This is a genomic window from Paenibacillus chungangensis (assembly GCF_042675905.1).
Lineage (GTDB): Bacteria > Bacillota > Bacilli > Paenibacillales > Paenibacillaceae > Pristimantibacillus > Pristimantibacillus chungangensis.
The window spans coordinates 1-18,097 of record NZ_JBHTJZ010000029.1 but is presented as its reverse complement, the minus strand read 5'-3'; the positions used below and the strand labels follow the sequence as shown (position 1 = coordinate 18,097).

Here is an 18,097-nt window from a genome sequence, read left to right as displayed (position 1 = left end):
CTGACATGAAGACCCCTAACGTTTTTGGCCATTGTCCACGGGAAATTATTTTCTGACAATTCAGATTAATTATTGTGTTAGTTTTTATGCAACGCTACTGAGGCATCCTACACTATTACGGCTCGCACTCTCCTTTTCGGCGCCTTACGGTTGCCAGCGAGCTTATTGCATCTCGAATCCCACTTTTTTGCCGTAACGGGCACTATGATACCTATTTCTCGACGCGATACCCGAATTTTCACTTTCCGAGCTCTATAAGCTCCAGAGCATCCGTTAGCCTGCAAATCCGCCGATTTTGATCAAGTTAAGCTCTGTGGCAACCGCTACATTCAGCACTTCCGCCATTTTCCTACATACCAAAAAAGACCACTCCGAGCAGGAGCAGCCTTCATCATTCTTCGTATTATTTTTTGCCCATCTTGTCCATGAATCGTTTTTGCACATTAATCGTATTGAAGTGCATGCCTTCATGATAGAGCGAGAAGTTGACCAACTCGCCAATCGTGTGCATCGTCAGCCCGCTTCCGGTTGTATAGGGAGCCATCGCAGGCTCCAACAGTCGCTGCCTCAATGCACTCTCGATGCGGCCCGGCTGCGCTTCAAGCATAGCCAGCAGCTCCTCCTTGGCAGGGGGCGCTACGGACCATTCGGCCGGCTTTGTCCCTTTGCTGAACAGGCTCTCGAACCCTTCTGGCAGTTGTGGCTTCCCACCGGTGAACTGGAAAGCGAACTTCTCTTGCACCAGATAAATGTGTCCCAGATTCCAGCGAATATTGTTGTTGAACCCTTCCGGCACAATATTCAGCGCATCTTCCGACAATTCCTTCACCGCATGAACCGTTAACTGTCTTACGAATGCAAGTTGCTTCCATATAATTTGCTCCATATCCCCATACCCCCCAATGCTGCAAGATGTAAAACCAGTGTACCATGATCGCTTGTTTAGGAACAGCTAACCGCCCATTCCGTATTCGTACAGGAGAACACCCGACCACTTGCGCGAAGGCCACTTCTCCATGGGGAGCATCCCATCTTCCGAAGGCGTTCCGTCAATCCCGTAAGTAACGCTTGTGCAGGGCGATACGAAGGCACGCTTTTCCTCCTGCCATGACAGGATGCAGCTTCCCTTCGCATTAGGATCTTGCGCCGCATACACCTCATGTCCTTTATCCCTCTCCACGACGAAATAGCGGGAGGAGCCGTACGATTTCCAGTATACCACTTCACCATCCCGGTCTTGCTCCAACCTATGGGCAGCCTGCCCTTCCGGCAACAGAATGCTCCACGTTCCCGAATCCTTCGCATTGCGAATGAAATAATGACCTTCGTATTGATAGATCGGCGTTCCCTCCGCATACGTACCTGCGCCATCCACCAGCAGTTCCGTTATGTCGCTGCGCTCCGTATACCGGATATGGTCGGGAAGAGAAGACGTAACGACGGCAGCCTGCTTCATATCCTGCAGCTGCACCTCATCTCCCCAGCTATCACCCATGAAATAAGCTGTGTGTCTCTGTCCATTAATGACTGCCAGCGGAAGCCAGTTATCCAGCGTTACACTCACATTGCCACTGCTTGCCAGAATATCTTCCAGATCCATCGCGAGCAATTCCGACATACTGGAAGGTACTTCATAATGATAACGGTCTTTGATCAGCATCATCGCATTCTCCCTCAGTCCGTCGCCGTGATGACCCAAGTATATCTCTGCATTGAACTTCATGCTGGCACCGTCATTTATATATACATAATACCGGTTCCAGTCCCCCTGTAGAATGGCATAGTCCGAAGGGAAAGCTTCCTTCACATACGCCGCATCCTTCCACTCCGAGAGCAGATCGCGAACCCATCCTTTATCCTGAATGCTTATAATCTCCTCTTGCAGCGGAAGCTCCCCGTCCCTTCTCACCAACTGAATCTCATCCACTTGGTAGGGATTAAGCGTAGCTCCCTCCATCCACGGACGATCCATGAAGAACCAATAATAAATGCCCAATGTTACTGCCGATACGGTAGCGAGAAGCCACACCCTGCGGAAAATTGGCATTTTATACACACACTTACCCCCCCCCTTGAATTTTATTCCATCTAGTTATTAGACACCTTGGACAAGGAGAAGGTTGCGCCGCGACATCCATTCCACTTCCTCTACAGAGTACCAGAAAGGATAGTCTTGTGCGGAATTTTCGTAAAAACAAGAACAAGCCGAGCGAAAATCAGGGAATGATCCCGAAAATTCGTTCGGCTCGCCGCTTCCAGCTTTATTAGCTTTGAAAATACTGTAATTTCACTCTACCTTGAACGGTATGCTTGCCGTTCCGACATGTCCCGTTTGATCGTACACATATGCAAATAGTCTGTAATACCCGGGAACAGATGGTGTCCTGATCTGCCTTCTTTCCTTATCCCATGTAAAAGAAGGGTTAGGCCCCTGATTCGTTGCAATCACATCTCCCGGATAACCTGTCGCTCCCTTCTTATATTCCTCTCTCAGTTCCCATACATAAGTTAGCGTATCCGATTCGCCATATGTGTCGATCGTAATGCGAGCTAAAAAGTCCGTATCCGCAGCCAGCACTACACTTTCATCATCATATTGGGCATTTATTGTAATGGTTTTCACACCTGGAGCGCGGTCTGCGGGATAGCTGCCATTCCACGCTTTGTACATGGCATCGTAAATACCGGATTTTTGAGTATGATTCTCTAAAAACATGTTGTACCAAGTATGTGTCATGCCCACCACATCTGCACCTTTGAATACAAACGACCCTATCAATTTGGAATTATAAGGAGCGATATGATTGGTATAACGATTGATATATTGAAGCTCTTTATAATAGCTTTCATGCTCCAGAGTGACGCCCCATGTCGTTTTTGCGCTTTCATTCAGTGAAGTAGAGGATTGGTCAGCCCCGAATTCCGTAATCATGTAAGGTCCTATCCAGTTGCCTTGTCCCGATAGAGTGCCCGTTACATTCTCATGAACATTTCCGATATGCTTGTAGGAATTGACAGAGATGATATCGATTGCGGGCGCATAATGTCTCGTTTTGACAACCTTGGTGGGACTTGAGCCTGCCAATACGATCATGGTTGGATGATTTTTATCCTGGTCTTTAATATACTGGGCAAGGTGATTGATGGCATCGTATACTTCCCGCGGACTTGTCGTCTTGTCCACTTCGTTCCCGACTCCCCACGCCAGTACCGCAGGGTGATCTTTATATTTGTCCACATACGCTTTTAGTTGATCAAGATTCGTTTGCACTTTTGCTTTTTGATTGATGAAATCATCACCGCTATAATGCTCAATCCACAGCCCTATCACAACTTTGACGCCATTGGCTTCAGCCTCGTCCAACACTTCCCAGCCATTCATGTGTTTGTCTGAGGCGTCATAAGTTCTCACTGCATTGCCGCCAGCATCCGCAATCTCATCAATGACTTCGGCGCCAGCCACGCCTTTCACGTCGAAAGGCACTCCATCTACCGTAAGTCCGAAGTTGCCATTCCCATCTTGAACGATAGCCACTTTCCTGACACCCGTATATTGCGGCGATGAAGCAGGAGGCTCCGATGCATAGGAAATCAGCTTAAATTTGACCGCATCCGCCACAACATATCCATCATCATCGCACACCAGGCTCACATAATCTTTGCCCGCCCCCTGCATAGGATATTGGCCAACAGAGATCCATTGTCCCCCGTTTGTCGTCATATCGACCGTTTTCGTCGTATCCACACCGCCTTTGTGTCCGATGACTACGCCTGCTTGATCAGCTCTGTTCGTATAGGCCGTCCAGTTTACAAACACCTCATATGTGCCGGGAGTGGTCAGAACAGGATTGTATTTAGCAAAATTCCAGTTCCCTTTTGCATTGCATAGTGCATAGTTCGTTCCTACAAAACCCGGTGCAGAACTGCTCGTTGGCCATGCCGAGACATTCCCTTCCATATAAGTGCTAAATTCCGGATCGGAATTATCAATAATGATTTCCGTGTTTAAGGGGAGCGGTGTCGGCGCAGGTTCCGGTGTTATTTCCGGCCAATACACAGGCGCGCTGCCCATCTTATAGGACAACTGAAACATGACGGCGTCGGCTGCTACATATCCTTCGTCATCCCCCTTGATTTTCACATAATCATAACCCCCGGTACCCATATAATAAGTGCCGAGATACACCCATTGTCCGCCGTTTATCGTCTGGTCTACCGTAATGGAGTCATCTATTTTGTACCCGTTCTCGTATTTAATTTCAATAGGCGCCGCATCGGGTCGGTCCGAGCCTTCCGTCCACCACATATATATTTTATAGAAGCCCGCATCAGCAAGTGCTGGCGTCCATTTTGCCGCCAGTCCGGTATCTGAAGTGCCGGTTGCATCCACCTTATAATTCGTGCCATAGTAACCTGGCCCGCTGGTGCTGTCGGTCCATGATGCGGAAGGCGTATACGAGAAACCGCTGTCCGTATTGTCAACAATAATTCGGTCTCCTATTTCTGCGGCAGATACTTCTGCTATTTGCAGAGGGCTGTATAAGGGGACAATTAAAACAGCAAGCACAAATAGGAAAGAAAGCTTTCTTCTCATTATTAAATTAAGCAACATTCCGAGAACCTCCCTTATCGTCCAGCCTCACTTCTCTCCCCAACTGTGCAGATTGATAAATGGCCGCAAGAATGCTGATCATATCTACCCCATGTTCAGGCGTAAGCATAGGCGCCGAACGTCCCTGTATGACATCGATAAAGTGCTTCAAATTCTCTCCATGCGTATCAACCGGTTGCTTGCCCAATAGGGGGGAAATGTCGGCGATTCTGCCCGCGACTTCCGTAAAAATCTGAAGCTCGCCTTTCTTCATGCTGGAGCCGGACTTGGTCCCTCTAAGCTCCACGAAGTTCATTTCTTCGCCGATATTCGATGCCCAGCTGAATTCAAGCTGCAGCGTCGCGCCATTTTCGAAGCGAATGAATCCGATCGCCAGATCTTCTACATCGAACACGCCGCCCTTTTGCTTTTCACCGAACTGGCTGTGAGTCGAGTCCGAAAGCTCATTGTTATGAAAATTGGCATAGGTCGCTCCGGATACGGAGACGGGCTTCGGATTGCCCATCAGCCAAACGGCAAGATCTATCATATGAACGCCCAGATCAATCAGCGGGCCCCCGCCGGACAACTCCTTCGTCGTAAACCAGCCGCCCTTCCCCGGAATGCCCCTTCTGCGAATCCAGCCGCAGCGGCCGGTATAAATTTCGCCCATCCATCCGTCTGTTATATATTTTTTCAAATATTGCGAAGCGTGAGTAAAGCGGTTGTTTCTCATTGCCATCATTGTTTTGCCGCTTTCTTTTGCGGCCTCGGCCATTTTCCGAGCTTCCTCCGGATTCACCGCTTCCGGCTTCTCGCAAAACACATGCTTGCCTGCGTTCAATGCCGCTATGCCGATCTCCGAGTGATACAGGTTCGGCGTACAAATATCGACGACGTCAATTTCGCTCCGCTTCAGCATTTCGCGATAATCACTAAATACATGAGGAATGCCGTATTCTTTAGCAATGCCCGCTGCATAAGCTTCGTTCGCATCGCATACGGCCGCAATCTCCACCTCCGGATGCTCCAACAACGTCTTCAGGTGGTTCTGCTTGAATATGTTCCCTGTTCCCGCAATACCTAGCTTCAGCTTTTTTGCCATTGCAATCTTCCTCCTTACTTCATGTTTTCGATCCTATCTATCCTTCCTATCTATTACTTTCTTCTTTCTCATATTTGGCATGGATATCCTCACCGAGCCAAGCACCCTGACGAACGAGCTGCTGCTGCAGTTGATCGATAGGGATGCTGCGGGTGCCGCTCATTCCCTGCTTTACAAGCAGCGCCCCTGCAGTTCCGGCCGCTTCACCCATCGCGAAGCAGTTCGGCATGACCCGGGTTGAACCTTGCGTCGCGCGATCGGTGGAGATCGATCGTCCGGCTACGATCACGTTATCTATGCCGATCGGCAGCAGAGCCCGATAGGGTATGCCGTGAGATTCGCCGGGAGGAAGATGGGCGATCGTCATGCCACTCGTCGGCTTGGCCATATGAATATCAATAAAGTACGCGTTGCGGGCTATGTCATCCGGGAAGCTGCGGCGGTTCATGAAATCGTCCGCCGTAACCGTCACATCTCCGATAATTCTTCTTGTCTCCCGAATGCCGATCTGCTCGCCGGTCAATGCGAGGTAGCCTTCTTCAAAGCCTGGAATAGTCTGCTTCAGCCAATCCGCAATATGGTGCACCAGAGCTCGTCCTTCGATAGCGCCTCTGGTCAGGCCCTCCGCCTTGGAGCCGTCGATTCCGAATATATGGCCAAAATTAAAACCCGCTGTATGATGGTTTACCCACGAAATTCCCGCCCAATCGCGTACGACATTTAAAGCTCCCTTGGACTTTGCTTCGTTGATTGCATGCTTCAAGCTGGGACCGAATTCCTCGCAATACGCCATATACTTTTCACGATCTAAATTGCTCATGACGAAGCACATCGTGCCCGGCTGAAGCTCTCCTTCATCCCCGCCTTGCTCGAACTGTCCCCCGGCATGATAGGCGATGTCGGCATCGCTTGAGCAATCTACATAGATGCCGGCCTTAGCGGCGAATGTGCCCGATTTATTATGAAAAATGACCGCTTCGACTTTGCCGTCCTGATGCAGTGCATTGCTGATGAATGTATGATACAGGATGCGTACGCCAGCTTCCTTCATTTTGTCATCCAGCAGCTTTTTCAACACCTCTGCATCAATCGGCACCCAATCCAGCTTATCCTTCCACCATTGCTGAAATTCCGGTTCCATGCGTGATTTCATGTCATTCAATATTTCCAGACCGATCCCCCGAATGACAGGTTTCTCATGATCGGTGTATGGACACCATGCGGGAACTTGGGATACGGTGGCCATTCCGCCAAGATAACCGCGTTGTTCGATTAGCAGCACGGACGCCCCGTTCCGCGCGGCTGCCAGTGCAGCCGCAATGCCTGCCGGCCCTCCGCCCGCTACAAGCACATCGACTTCATCGTAAACCGGGATTGGCATCGCCGGTATGACCATATGTTTGTCCACTTTCGCCAACTCCTTCAATGCTCCTTTTTCAATCTGCGGCCTAAGCATTTACTTCGCCCGGCGTTATGCCCCAGTATTTTCGGAATACCCGAATAAAATAGCTGACGTCTCTGTACCCGGCCTTTGCCGCAGCATCGTATACTTTATCTCCGTTAATCAAATATTCTTTCGCACAATTCATTTTGCGTTCCAGCACATAGGTTGAAAACGCTTTGCCGGTTTCCTTTTTAAACAATCGGCTTAAATACGACGAATTGACGTATAATTGATCCGCCACGGAATGCAGAGTTAGTTCCAGATCGAGATTTTCCTCCACCAGCTTCAAAATTTGTTTGATCAGCATATGCGTGTTAGATTGGCGGCTTTGAACGGCATACCCGGTAATATTGCCAACCGTTCTTCTCATCCATTCGATGGCTTGATCTTTCGTTAGAATATTTTGAATATTAATGAAGCATTCATAATCAGATCCGACCACTTCTTTCACCGACCATCCCTGTGCCTGAATCATGCGGATCATCATACTGTTCAACCAAAGCAGGTTTTCGTAAACTTCGTCAATCGTCTTGCATTGCTCCAATTGCAGACCTGCACAGTCTTGCAGCAATCGGTTGGCTGTATCTGTTTCGCCCGTCAATAAAGCGACCTCCAGCTTCTTCTCGAAATGGGCATCAGGCTGGAAATGGAGCAATTTGTCCTGTTCTCGTTCTTCCCGATAAGGAATAGCAATATGATAGCCAAAGATCATGCGGTCTCCCAAAGCTCTTTCGGCTTGTCGATAGGAGACAGCGGCATCTTCCGCCTTTACACAGGAGCCTATACCTGCGCTTGCCGTCAATTTAAGCACTTCTTTAACGACAGAAAGCAATTTTGCTGTGCAAATGTTCACTTTGTTGGCAAAATGAGCTTCTTCCCTCTCGGAATCATCGATAAATATAAGCACCGTGTTGCCGAAAGGATCGGCGATCACCTCACATTGCTCACGTTCAAGATATTCTGCCGCGATGCATTTCAATGAAAATCTAAGCAAGGTTTGATCGTCGTCGCTAAACCTTGTTTCATTCTCGGAAAGCGGGTCCATCTCAACGGCAACGACACAGATTTGCCGTATGCGATGCAAGTGAAGCATAAGATCCTGGCTTTTCTTATCTATTTCCCACGCGGAATAACGACCGGCAACCATATTGTATAGAAACTCTTCTCTTAATCCGGGAAGATTTTGAAGCCACTTCTTCTCCAGAGCTTCATGATTATGGCTGTTTTGAAGCTCCTGTTTTATTGCGGACTTCGCTTCCAGCACGCAATGAACAATCTCATCATTCCCTGCCGGCTTTAGCAAATATTTCATCACACCAAGCTCGACCGCTTGCTGAGCATAAGCAAAATCATCGTGACCGCTTAAAATAATCATTTTCGCGGAGGGATAATTGTCCCTGATGATTTTAGCCAATGAAAGGCCATCCATCTTGGGCATCCTAATATCCATAAGGACAATGTCCGGTTTTTGCCTCTCCATCTCACGGACCGCTTCCACACCGTTTGCCGTCGGAATCACATCAATCCCATAGCTTTCCCATTCAATATTATGTAGCAGATTATTGCGGAGACGCACCTCATCTTCAACAATCATCAATCTCATGTTGTCCTTCCTTTCATTCAGGAATCTGCGCTTGCAACTGACGGATCGGAATTGTAACCGTTACCAAAGTGCCGTTAACCTTCTGACCGCTGTCGATGTGCAGCTCCGCCTCCTGGCCGTAGTACAGCAGCAACCGGGATTTCACATTTCTTAGACCGAACAAGTCATTATAGACTTCATTGCCATCCGGCATGTTGAGCTTATCCAGCTCCACTTTGCTTAATTCCTGACGAATATGCTTCAGTCGGGCCTGATCTAATCCCGCGCCGTTATCATAGACAGACAAAACTAATTGATGACGGATGCCTTCTCTATAGGATACTTCGGATGAGATCGTCAATTGTCCAGAGTCTGGCCGATATTCCAAACCGTGATGGATGGCGTTCTCCACTAAAGGCTGAAGCAATAGTTTATGAAGGCGCAAATCCTCGCTATCCTGAGATATTCGGTATTCCACTGCAAATTGGTCCATGAAGCGAATTTGTTGGATACGTATGTAATAGTCAAGGTGTGTAATCGTATCCTTAACGGTTGCAGTCTCTGTTCCTTTACGCAAGCTCAGCCTGAAAAATTTGGACAGGTTCAACACCATCTCGCTAATTTCATGAGCGTCATAGTTCATGGACATCGCATAGATGGAGTCCAGCGTATTGTACAGAAAATGAGGATTAATCTGCGATTGAAGAAATTTCAGCTCTGCCTTGGTCAGCTTCAACTGATGCTGATAAATGTCCTGGATTAAATGCTGTTGCGACTGGGCCATCAGATTAAAGGACTCCGTTAAATAACCAAACTCATCGCTTCGCTGCTTCGATAAGCGAACATCGTAATTTCCCATCTGGAGCTTCTTCATGCCAACAGACAGCTTGGCCAAAGGAGACGATATGCCTGAATAGACAATCCAGGATATGACTACGGCCAAAAGCAGGCTTATGCCAATGATGGCATAAGTATAGTAGCGCATTAAGGCTGTCTCTGCTCTGATTTCACTCTTTGGCTGAACCATCACTAGCGACCAATTGGACATATCGGACCGAGCGCTGACCGTCATCACATCCTGCATCTCCGGCAGCGTCGCAACAGAATCCGAGGAGGGCCGGTAGGCGCCGGGACGTTCTGCTATTAGCTCTGCTGCTAGTTCGGACGTGCCGGCGATCAGCCTGCCGTCGCCCGCAATGAGATACACTTCCGTCTTTTCGGATGGAATCAGGTCTTTCGTAAAGTCCAGCAGCGTATCCTTCTTTACGCTAATCGCAAGCAGGCTGTTATGAGCTTGGGTGCCGTAAACATTCATCAATCGCATAAAGGTAACCGTATTCGTATTAAACACAGGGTCCAATTCTTCATTCGTATTGTATTGGTTTTCCTGCGGAATATAGACCACACTTCTACCGTTTGCTTCTACTGCCTGCCGATACCACGCTTGTTGTTTCAAGTCTCTTATGCTCCGGCTTCCGTATTGTGAAGAAATCATCGTTTCCGACGGGGAATGCACAACGGATAGTTCCGAGACAATATGATTGGATACTTTCATTTGAGTTATTTTTTTCAGCGCTATGCTGAAATCGTATATCATGTCGGTATTCAGCTTGTTCGCATTGTGCTCCACCGCAGTGACAATATTTTCATCCGTCGCCATAACGTTGGACAACTCTTCGATGCCCTGCAACGTTAAATCCAGATAATCGATCTCCGATTTCAGCGCATTTTCCGTGCGCTCCCCTATTTTCTCTTCAATGATGCGCAGTGATTCCATGTTGGCGAACAGACTCAAACCGATTAATGGAAGCAATATAATAGAGAAATAGCAGGTAAGCCTCGTTTGAATGGATCTGAATTTCAACACTAGAGTCCCCCCTAAATTACGTCAGTTGCTTGCTGTAGCCTCCAATATATCATAATTAGGGGGAATGGGTTTTCTTATTGGCTTTTGTACCACGCATTCACTTCATCCGTGATTTCGCTTCCTCCTTGCTCGTTCCATTCCTTCACGAACTGATCAAAGGCATCAATCGGTTTTTTCCCCATTACAATAGTAGCGAATACCGTTTCTTCAAGCGTTTTAAGCTTATCACCATACTTGGCCATTCCGGGTGTTGGCGCCCCGAGATACAAGCTATGCATTTTATGCTGGTTGATCTTTCTTATATTTTCGGAAAGCTTGAATTCCAATCCCAACGCATCGTTTTTCTCAAAGGCAACCGGATCGTCGGGAATCCCTACCAGCTCGGCTAATGTTAATCGATAAATATGCTTATTGTGCTCTTCGAAGTTCGTTTCCACTTTCCCTTCTTTCTCCGTCCAAACCTCGCCCTCAAAGCCTAACACCATATCCCTATGGCCTTCGTCTATGAGATAGTCCAGCATTTTCACCACACCATCGGCATGTTTGCTTGTCGTGGGAACGACATTATAGCCCTTTATCAAGCTTGAGCCGAATGTACCTTGCTTGCCGTCGGGTCCGATCGGAAATTCAGCCGAGACCCATTCCGCGTCAGGATCGTTTTGCTGGCTCGTTTTAATAGGCCCTCGTGTATCGTACCACATGGCCGAAAACAACCCTGTTTTGCCGCTGGATATTTTCTCCGTAACGGTGGCGTATTTATTTAACGCCCATTCCTGGTCGATAAGTCCTTCCTTATACAGCTCCGCCAAAAACTGAATCGCTTGTTTCATTTCCGGCAATGTGCTGGAATACACCAGCTTTCCGTCCCGTTCCACCCATTGGCCTTTCTGTACGCCAAAGGCTCCTGTAATCGGCGCAGTTAATCCCAGATTTTCACCGACAATGAGACCCATCGTATCGTCTTTTCCGTTTTGGTCCGGATCATTCTGGGCGAATGCACGCATAACATCGACATACTCTTCCAATGTGGTTGGAGATTCCATACCTACGTTATCCAGCCAGTCTTTTCTAATATACATAATCTCATTTCCGGGAACCGGATTAATGACAGGAATAGCGTATATATTTCCGCCGAAGGTAACGGACTTCCAGGCTTCCTCCGGAATGAACGCTTTTAGATGAGAACCTGCCTTGTCGATAGCTTCATTCAACGGCTTTAGCGCTTTTTGCTTGACCATATTCGCTAGCCAAGCAGAATCGTTGGAATAGATCATGTCTGGAAGATCTCCGGAAGCCATCATGACGTTCACTTTTTCCTGATACCCTTCCTTGGGTGGCGTGACAACCTCTATATCCAGATTGGTGTTGCTCTCTATATAGTCAAGATAAGGATTTGAATTGGCGTCCATTCCTTCCGGGAATTTTCTGCTGCCGTTGTTTACCACAATTTTTATATGCTGCGGTTCTTTTGATTCAGACGTAACGTTTTCTTTGACAGCTTCGCCTTTATTGCCTGTCGTATTCGATGGCTCGTTTGTTTGTTCAGTTCCATTCGATCCTGCACAAGCCGTTACTATACCAAGAAGCATCGCAACAATGAGCAATAAACTAATACGGTAACCGTGTATCATAGGATAACCCCTTTGCCTATTTTTTTATTATCCTTTCACCGATCCAATGAGCGCGCCTTTCACAAAGTACTTTTGCAGAAACGGATAAACCATTAAAATGGGAAGCGTACTGACCAGCAAGGCTGCTGCCTTCAACGTCTCCGTTGCAATGAGCTGACTCTCCCAGTCGTCCTTCAAGTTAATGTCCGTCTGATCGAACTGAATCAACTCCCTCAAATAGACCTGCACCGGATACAAATCCCGATCCATAATGTACAATACCGCGTCAAAATACGCATTCCAGTGAGCGACCGCATGAAATAGCGAAATCGTTGCAATCGCGGGCATCGAAAGTGGAACCACAATTCGGATAAGAATCCCCAAATTGCTACAGCCGTCTATTCGAGCCGATTCTTCCAGCTCATTCGGAACGGATTGAAAAAAAGTTTTCATAATCATCACATTGAAAGCGCTTATAGCTGTAGGCAAAATTAATGCCCAAATCGTATCCAAAAGCCCGGTTGCTCTAACTACAAGATAGGTAGGTATCATCCCTCCATTAAACAACATGGTGAACACGATTCCCATCAGAATAACGCCCCGGCCTTTTATATAAGCTTTTGATAAAGGATACGCAAGCAGGCATGTCAACGCAATATTGATCAAAGTCCCAATAACCGTCCTACCGATGCTGATTAAAAAAGAATGCAAAAAGTAATCGTCTTTAAATAGTTCTGCGTAAGCCGCTGTATGAAATTCGATTGGCCAGAACAGGACTTCCCCCGATGCAACCGCCCGATGGCTGCTGAATGACTGAGCCAGCACATAGATAAAAGGAAGGAAGCAAAGTATCGCAAACAAACCTAGCACGATATTGTTCGTATAATGGAACCATTTCTCACCACGACTTATTTTCAAAGCATCCACCTACCATAAGCCTTCGTGGCCCAATTTCTTGGCCGTTCGATTCGCCGCTATGACTAATAATAAGCCTATTAGCGATTTAAAGAGCCCCACGGCCGTTGTATAGCTGTACTTCCCTTGCGTAATGCCCACCCGGTACGTATACGTTTCAATGACATCCCCCACATTGTGTACAAGCGGATTCAGCATAATAAAAATTTGTTCAAAGCCAACATCGAGTACGTGTCCGAGTCTCAGAATGAACAAAATAATAATCGTCGGCAGGATGGATGGAATCGTGATTTTCAATATTTGCTGCCATTTGTTGGCGCCATCCACTGTGGCCGCTTCATACATCTCTGGATTGACTCCAGACAAAGCCGCCAAGTAAATAATTGCCCCCCAGCCAATGTCTTTCCAAATATCGCTGGCCACAATGACAGCACGGAACCATTGGGGATCGGCAAGAAAAAATATCGGCTCGATGCCAAGGTACCCCAAAAACTGATTGACAACTCCTGAAGTCGGCGACAAGATGTTTTGCAGAACACCGGCAACAATCACCCAAGAAAGAAAGTGAGGCAAGTAGGCCAGCGTCTGTATTGATCTTTTGTACAAGAAATGCCTGACCTCATTTAATAATAACGCCAGTATAATCGGTCCGGGGAAGCCCCAGAGCAGCTTATATATGCTAATTATCAAAGTATTAAAAAACACCGTGTAAAATTGGCTATCATGAAACATATCCCTAAAATGCTGCCAACCTACCCAGTCGCTTTCGCTGATTCCTGCAAATATATTAAAATCTTTAAAAGCAATGATGATTCCCCACATCGGAGCATACTTGTATACGAGGAAGTAGAGAATACCCGGCAACATAATCATATATAAATCCCAATAACGCGTAAAAGCACTTTTGCGCAGCGATCCCGGGTTAAGCCAGTTTAGCCGACTATGCTCCACAGCCCCTTCTCTTGCCAAATCCTCACCCCTCTTCTTGTTCTTTTTCGGATCCGATAGCTACATTGTACTGTCGAGCCGAAAAGAAATATATCATAATATGATGACCAGCTGTAGGACAATGATGACCCAAGCTGCTCATCATGGCAGATTAATCGGGTCAGCAGTTGTACGCCTTTATAACTTTTATGGCATTGCACTATCCATTCTCCGGCCAATTATCCACTTATCTAACTGGATTTGGTGTGTTTATATGCATTGAAATATATTAAATGAACACCCCACTTTCTACGTTTCTCCCTTGATCTTTCAAGCCAAATGCGTATAATCATTACTATCACTTATATTCACTTAATTGAACTTAAGCATTGATAAGTCATCATAATTCATCTTGCAGCAAGGAGGGACTTACATTCACATGTTTCAAGAGGAAAGACTGACATTAATCTTGCAATACCTGCAGGAAAAGCAACGCATCGAAGTCGATGAAATTTGCGGATTGCTCGGCATTTCCCGGGATACTGCGAGACGCGACATCATTAAGCTGGAGCAGCAAGGCGTCATCGTTCGCACCAGAGGCGGCGCCATTCTGCCGCCTGTGTCCAAGGTCATTCCGGGCTACGAGCAGCGCATGGAGCTGGATGCACCGCTGAAGGATTCTATCGGCCAGCTGGCAGCAACCCTCATCCATGATAGCGATTATCTATATGTGGATGCATCGACGACCGTTCGCCATACGATCAAGCATATGACGAGTAAGAACAACTGCGTGGTCACGAATTCGCTGCACACCGCCGAAGCGCTAACCCGGAAGGATGACGTTCACATTCATATGCTCGGCGGCATTATGAGCAATGAGCATCGGTTCGTGTACGGTCCTCGAGCAATCCAAATGCTTGACGATTATCGGATTGAGAAGGCCTTCCTCGGCGCATGCGGCATCGCTTCAGACGGCCTGTCCACATCCTTCGAGGACGAATGCTACCTGATTCGTCACGTCATTCACATGGCGGAGCAGGTCATTCTGGTCACCGATCATTCCAAGTTCGGGAAGAAGCTGTTCCACAAAGTAGCCGATCTGAGCGACATCGACATTATCGTAACGAATCAAGAGCCGGATAAACAACTGAGGGAGCACCTTCACGCTAACGAGATTGACATTATGATTGCAAGGGAGCAAGATCGCATTGATTAATCGCTTGATAGGAATGAGCTGTCTGTCTTACATCATGACAGGAGTGGCGCTGGTCATCATCGGCGCTCTTCTGCCCGAGCTGCTGGCGAAGTATTCACTCAGCTACGGGGATGGCGGCACGCTCGTCTTCGTTCAATTCATCGGCGTGCTGGTGGGCGTGCTTAGCATGCCTTTCGTCTCTCGCAAGCTAAGTCGCAAGACTAGCGTCACACTTGGACTCCTGCTCATCAGCCTGGAGCTATTCGTTACATTGCTTCCGCCTTGGCCTGTCGTGATCGCGATAACGGGGATCGCCGGATACGGCGCGGGACTTGTAGAGGCAAGTATCGGCACGATTATACTGCTGTCAGTCAAGCGCAAGGTAGCCATCGCGATGAGCAAGCTCGAAGTGACGTTCGGTATCGGAGCTTTATCAATGCCCTTCATTGCCAGCTTTCTTATTATTCGTGGATGGTGGACTTACTCCTTTCTTCTGCTGGGCATCGGCTGCTTGCTGACGGCTGCATTATGGATGCGCCTCTCATTCGGAGAGCTGGATGGTATGTTGTCGCTTCGGGAACGGAAGGACTCGGTCCGCGCCGCACGTCCGGTGTTCAGTAAGCAGACCTTCCCCTTTCTGGCCCTATGTACATTGTTCTTCCTCGGCTATGGAGGAAGCGAAGTTTCCGTCGTGCACTTCTTCCCTTCTCTCTTTATGGAGAAGTGGGGCATTACTAGCTCGCTCGCCGCATCGGTCGTTACTTTCTACTGGGTCGGCATGGTCATCGGACGCATCTTCTGCGGCATTCTCGCCGAGCGATTCACTTATTATCGCTACTTGGCCTTCTCTACGGCGGGAAGCTTGCTTGTGTTGCTCCTATTGCCGATCACCTCGGAAGCATGGGCCGGCTTTGCGCTCAGCTTTCTGCTGGGATTGTTTATGTCCGGCATTTTCTCGATAGCACTTATCTTTACGAACAAGGCGCTGCCGGGAATGACGGAGCAGACGACCAGCATTCTGTTCGCATGCAGCGGTCTTGGAGGAAGCTTGCTTCCTCTCGCAGTCGGCATAACGATGGACGGCTTCTCGGTGCAGACTGCATTCTGGCTGCTGTTCGGCGTCATGTCGGGCATGATGTTGTTATTGCTTATGGCGAAGAGGCGGAGGGATTCCCTTGTACACATACATCCTATTGGATATCAACGGCAATAGCTGGGGCATGTTGATCGAGCAGCGTAGTGTACAATTCGCGGATGAGGAAGAGCGTTGACACTGCACACAGGAAAACTTCACGGGGCTTAGCGCTCTATGAAGCTTTCCTCTCTGTCATAGTTGTTGTATAGTTGGTTGCACAAAAAAAGCCCTCTATCCAAATTGGATAAAGAGCTTATTCGATATCGGGATGACACGATTTGAACATGCGACCCCCTGGTCCCAAACCAGGTGCTCTACCAAGCTGAGCTACATCCCGTAAAAAGCATACTAGAAAAAATGGCACGCCCTAAGAGATTCGAACTCCTGACCTTTTGATTCGTAGTCAAACGCTCTATCCAGCTGAGCTAAGGGCGCATAATGGAGCGGAAGACGGGAATCGAACCCGCGACCCTCGCCTTGGCAAGGCGATGCTCTACCGCTGAGCCACTTCCGCATATGGTGCGGTCGAGAGGACTCGAACCTCCACGTCATTGCTGACACTAGAACCTGAATCTAGCGCGTCTGCCAATTCCGCCACGACCGCATATGAAACTGGTGAGCCATGAAGGACTCGAACCTTCGACACCCTGATTAAAAGTCAGGTGCTCTACCAACTGAGCTAATGGCTCGCAATTTGTTAAGCGTTAGATGGGGCGATCGATGGGACTTGAACCCACGAATGCCGGAGCCACAATCCGGTGCGTTAACCCCTTCGCCACGACCGCCATAGAAGACTGATAATTGAATAAATGGTGGAGGATGATGGATTTGAACCACCGAACCCGAAGGAAGAGATTTACAGTCTCCCGCGTTTGGCCACTTCGCTAATCCTCCACATGGTGCCGGCGAGAGGACTTGAACCCCCAACCTACTGATTACAAGTCAGTTGCTCTACCAATTGAGCTACACCGGCATATTCATTTTGTTAAGTGGCGGAGCTGACGGGATTCGAACCCGCGGTCTCCTGCGTGACAGGCAGGCATGTTAGGCCTCTACACCACAGCTCCACGTATTGTTCTCAGATCATTTGTCCGAGAAGATTTGGTTGCGGGGGCAGGATTTGAACCTGCGGCCTTCGGGTTATGAGCCCGACGAGCTACCGAGCTGCTCCACCCCGCGTCGTTATATGAATGGTGGAGGATGACGGGATCGAACCGCCGACCCTCTGCTTGTAAGGCAGATGCTCTCCCAGCTGAGCTAATCCTCCATGAATGGTGACCCGTAGGGGATTCGAACCCCTGTTACCTCCGTGAAAGGGAGGTGTCTTAACCCCTTGACCAACGGGCCTCAAAGTGTTGAGAAGAAATTCCTTCGTAAGCATAAGCTTAACTGGCAGAGAGGAAGGGATTCGAACCCTCGATACGTTGCCGTATACACGATTTCCAATCGTGCTCCTTCGACCACTCGGACACCTCTCTATGTGGCTCCCCGAACAGGACTCGAACCTGTGACAACACGGTTAACAGCCGTGTGCTCTACCAACTGAGCTATCAGGGAACGGTGTTTCCCAATAAAAAACCCACAACACAGTGGGTGACTTCATCTTATCATCTAATAACGATTGCACCCTGAAAACTGGATACGAAAGTTGCTTACTTACTTTAGCTGGTTGCTCCCGATTCATATCGGAAAGCAGATAGGATAAGCCCTCGACCGATTAGTATTC

At 48.2% G+C, this 18,097-nt stretch carries 12 protein-coding genes and 14 tRNA genes; 2 read left to right on the top strand and 24 right to left on the bottom strand.

Translation table 11 applies throughout. The features are described 5' to 3' along the window. Window positions 1-403: 403 nt before the first annotated feature. The 10 genes from ACFQ2I_RS16855 to ACFQ2I_RS16810 all read right to left on the bottom strand — a co-directional run bounded on the left by ACFQ2I_RS16855 (window position 404) and on the right by ACFQ2I_RS16810 (window position 13,987). Window positions 404-886 (bottom strand): DinB family protein, encoded by a 483-nt coding sequence (locus ACFQ2I_RS16855; protein ID WP_377566239.1) that lies wholly within the window; start codon window positions 884-886, stop codon window positions 404-406. 66 nt (window positions 887-952) lie between these two features. Next, the gene (locus ACFQ2I_RS16850) at window positions 953-2,056 is read right to left on the bottom strand and encodes a hypothetical protein (protein WP_377566238.1); all 1,104 of its coding nucleotides are present in this window, start codon (window positions 2,054-2,056) and stop codon (window positions 953-955) included. Between the two features lie 231 nt (window positions 2,057-2,287). Beyond that, window positions 2,288-4,612, bottom strand: a complete 2,325-nt coding sequence (locus tag ACFQ2I_RS16845; RefSeq protein ID WP_377566236.1) for a golvesin C-terminal-like domain-containing protein — start codon at window positions 4,610-4,612, stop codon at window positions 2,288-2,290. Then, entirely contained in the window at window positions 4,602-5,696 is a 1,095-nt protein-coding gene (locus ACFQ2I_RS16840; RefSeq protein WP_377566234.1) for a Gfo/Idh/MocA family protein, read from the bottom strand. Before ACFQ2I_RS16840 ends, ACFQ2I_RS16845 begins: the two co-directional genes overlap by 11 nt. 46 nt (window positions 5,697-5,742) lie before the next feature. Next, window positions 5,743-7,104 carry an FAD-dependent oxidoreductase gene (locus ACFQ2I_RS16835; protein WP_377566232.1) on the bottom strand — a complete coding sequence of 454 codons (1,362 nt, stop codon included), beginning with the start codon at window positions 7,102-7,104 and terminating at the stop codon, window positions 5,743-5,745. 40 nt (window positions 7,105-7,144) lie between these two features. Continuing rightward, window positions 7,145-8,743: a response regulator gene (locus tag ACFQ2I_RS16830; protein ID WP_377566230.1), complete on the bottom strand. Its 1,599-nt coding sequence runs from the start codon at window positions 8,741-8,743 to the stop codon at window positions 7,145-7,147. Between the two features lie 13 nt (window positions 8,744-8,756). Further along, window positions 8,757-10,589 carry a sensor histidine kinase gene (locus tag ACFQ2I_RS16825; RefSeq protein WP_377566228.1) on the bottom strand — a complete coding sequence of 611 codons (1,833 nt, stop codon included), beginning with the start codon at window positions 10,587-10,589 and terminating at the stop codon, window positions 8,757-8,759. A gap of 74 nt (window positions 10,590-10,663) precedes the next feature. Continuing rightward, entirely contained in the window at window positions 10,664-12,220 is a 1,557-nt protein-coding gene (locus tag ACFQ2I_RS16820; protein WP_377566226.1) for an extracellular solute-binding protein, read from the bottom strand. A 27-nt stretch (window positions 12,221-12,247) separates the two neighbouring features. Continuing rightward, window positions 12,248-13,117 carry a carbohydrate ABC transporter permease gene (locus tag ACFQ2I_RS16815; RefSeq protein ID WP_377566224.1) on the bottom strand — a complete coding sequence of 290 codons (870 nt, stop codon included), beginning with the start codon at window positions 13,115-13,117 and terminating at the stop codon, window positions 12,248-12,250. Between the two features lie 9 nt (window positions 13,118-13,126). Next, a complete protein-coding gene (locus ACFQ2I_RS16810) occupies window positions 13,127-13,987 on the bottom strand; it encodes an ABC transporter permease (protein ID WP_377566241.1) in 861 nt (286 codons plus the stop codon). A 493-nt stretch (window positions 13,988-14,480) separates the two neighbouring features. Here ACFQ2I_RS16810 and ACFQ2I_RS16805 point away from each other — a divergent pair, with 493 nt between their 5' ends. Together ACFQ2I_RS16805 and ACFQ2I_RS16800 are read left to right on the top strand one after the other, a co-directional pair. After that, window positions 14,481-15,257, top strand: a complete 777-nt coding sequence (locus ACFQ2I_RS16805) for a DeoR/GlpR family DNA-binding transcription regulator (RefSeq protein ID WP_377566222.1) — start codon at window positions 14,481-14,483, stop codon at window positions 15,255-15,257. Further along, window positions 15,250-16,449, top strand: coding sequence for an MFS transporter (locus tag ACFQ2I_RS16800; RefSeq protein WP_377566220.1), 1,200 nt, complete (start codon window positions 15,250-15,252; stop codon window positions 16,447-16,449). The genes ACFQ2I_RS16805 and ACFQ2I_RS16800 overlap by 8 nt, the downstream gene beginning before the upstream one ends. A gap of 185 nt (window positions 16,450-16,634) precedes the next feature. On the opposite strand, the gene ACFQ2I_RS16795 is transcribed toward ACFQ2I_RS16800, so the two are convergent. The 14 genes from ACFQ2I_RS16795 to ACFQ2I_RS16730 all read right to left on the bottom strand — a co-directional run bounded on the left by ACFQ2I_RS16795 (window position 16,635) and on the right by ACFQ2I_RS16730 (window position 17,928). Continuing rightward, window positions 16,635-16,708 (bottom strand) — tRNA-Pro (locus tag ACFQ2I_RS16795). A 21-nt stretch (window positions 16,709-16,729) separates the two neighbouring features. Beyond that, a tRNA-Arg gene (locus tag ACFQ2I_RS16790) sits at window positions 16,730-16,806 on the bottom strand. Window positions 16,807-16,810: 4 nt separating this feature from the next. Next, a tRNA-Gly gene (locus ACFQ2I_RS16785) sits at window positions 16,811-16,885 on the bottom strand. 3 nt (window positions 16,886-16,888) lie between these two features. Beyond that, a tRNA-Leu gene (locus ACFQ2I_RS16780) sits at window positions 16,889-16,975 on the bottom strand. Window positions 16,976-16,984: 9 nt separating this feature from the next. Further along, window positions 16,985-17,060 (bottom strand) — tRNA-Lys (locus tag ACFQ2I_RS16775). Between the two features lie 20 nt (window positions 17,061-17,080). Continuing rightward, a tRNA-His gene (locus ACFQ2I_RS16770) sits at window positions 17,081-17,156 on the bottom strand. Window positions 17,157-17,181: 25 nt separating this feature from the next. Continuing rightward, window positions 17,182-17,265: transfer RNA gene (locus ACFQ2I_RS16765), tRNA-Tyr, on the bottom strand. A 3-nt stretch (window positions 17,266-17,268) separates the two neighbouring features. Next, a tRNA-Thr gene (locus tag ACFQ2I_RS16760) sits at window positions 17,269-17,344 on the bottom strand. 17 nt (window positions 17,345-17,361) lie between these two features. After that, window positions 17,362-17,438: transfer RNA gene (locus ACFQ2I_RS16755), tRNA-Asp, on the bottom strand. A gap of 35 nt (window positions 17,439-17,473) precedes the next feature. Next, a tRNA-Met gene (locus ACFQ2I_RS16750) sits at window positions 17,474-17,550 on the bottom strand. Window positions 17,551-17,562: 12 nt separating this feature from the next. After that, window positions 17,563-17,638: transfer RNA gene (locus tag ACFQ2I_RS16745), tRNA-Val, on the bottom strand. 5 nt (window positions 17,639-17,643) lie between these two features. After that, window positions 17,644-17,718: transfer RNA gene (locus ACFQ2I_RS16740), tRNA-Glu, on the bottom strand. A gap of 43 nt (window positions 17,719-17,761) precedes the next feature. Then, a tRNA-Ser gene (locus tag ACFQ2I_RS16735) sits at window positions 17,762-17,849 on the bottom strand. Window positions 17,850-17,852: 3 nt separating this feature from the next. Continuing rightward, window positions 17,853-17,928, bottom strand: a tRNA-Asn gene (locus tag ACFQ2I_RS16730). Window positions 17,929-18,097: the final 169 nt, after the last annotated feature.

Excerpts from the sequence above, each read along its gene's own strand:
- ACFQ2I_RS16855 (WP_377566239.1), bottom strand. The coding sequence starts at position 886 with ATGGAGCAAATTATATGGAAGCAACTTGCATTCGTAAGACAGTTAACG.
- ACFQ2I_RS16845 (WP_377566236.1), bottom strand. The coding sequence starts at position 4,612 with ATGTTGCTTAATTTAATAATGAGAAGAAAGCTTTCTTTCCTATTTGTG.
- ACFQ2I_RS16840 (WP_377566234.1), bottom strand. The coding sequence starts at position 5,696 with ATGGCAAAAAAGCTGAAGCTAGGTATTGCGGGAACAGGGAACATATTC.
- ACFQ2I_RS16830 (WP_377566230.1), bottom strand. The coding sequence starts at position 8,743 with ATGAGATTGATGATTGTTGAAGATGAGGTGCGTCTCCGCAATAATCTG.
- ACFQ2I_RS16820 (WP_377566226.1), bottom strand. The coding sequence starts at position 12,220 with ATGATACACGGTTACCGTATTAGTTTATTGCTCATTGTTGCGATGCTT.
- ACFQ2I_RS16810 (WP_377566241.1), bottom strand. The coding sequence starts at position 13,987 with ATGATTATGTTGCCGGGTATTCTCTACTTCCTCGTATACAAGTATGCT.
- ACFQ2I_RS16805 (WP_377566222.1), top strand. The coding sequence starts at position 14,481 with ATGTTTCAAGAGGAAAGACTGACATTAATCTTGCAATACCTGCAGGAA.